This window comes from Streptomyces sp. CO7 (assembly GCF_053474865.1).
Genome location: NZ_JBRIOU010000120.1, coordinates 1 through 433, shown reverse-complemented (window position 1 = coordinate 433; position 433 = coordinate 1). Strand labels below are relative to the sequence as shown.

Below are 433 nucleotides of genomic sequence, written 5' to 3'. Positions count from 1 at the left end.
GCATATTCCGTTTGGGAGACGATTTTTTGTATACGTTTGGCGACACTTTGCTCGGCATAAAATAAGGACGGATGATAGCAGCGCTCATCTTCAATGATCATCTCTTTCCCTTCGCCAAGTGCAATGATCTGATTGGCGACGTCCATTTCCGTCACTTTGTACTCATTGCCTGTCTGATTGAGCAGTTTTCGGGTTTCGACGATCAAATCCTTTGTTTGTATGTACGTATGACCGTCCTGAAGGCTGGCTGTCTCCACTGTATAAAGCAAGGCTGCACGGATTCGCTCTGGATCATTTCCTGAGATACCGGTTCTAGCGCCAAGCTCATCCGCCTTAATAAATCCGATTCCTTCGACATCCTTGACGAGCTGATACGGGTTTTCCTCAATCTTTTGCAGCGTTTCACTCTCGTACACTTGATATATCTTCATGC

1 protein-coding gene is annotated in these 433 nt (G+C 46.0%); it reads right to left on the bottom strand.

The window, feature by feature from the left end; translation table 11 throughout:
- The coding region (locus tag ACOV8S_RS31390; protein WP_448321876.1) for a helix-hairpin-helix domain-containing protein at positions 1 to 416 on the bottom strand (416 nt) is incomplete at its 3' end.
- Positions 417 to 433 lie beyond the last annotated feature (17 nt).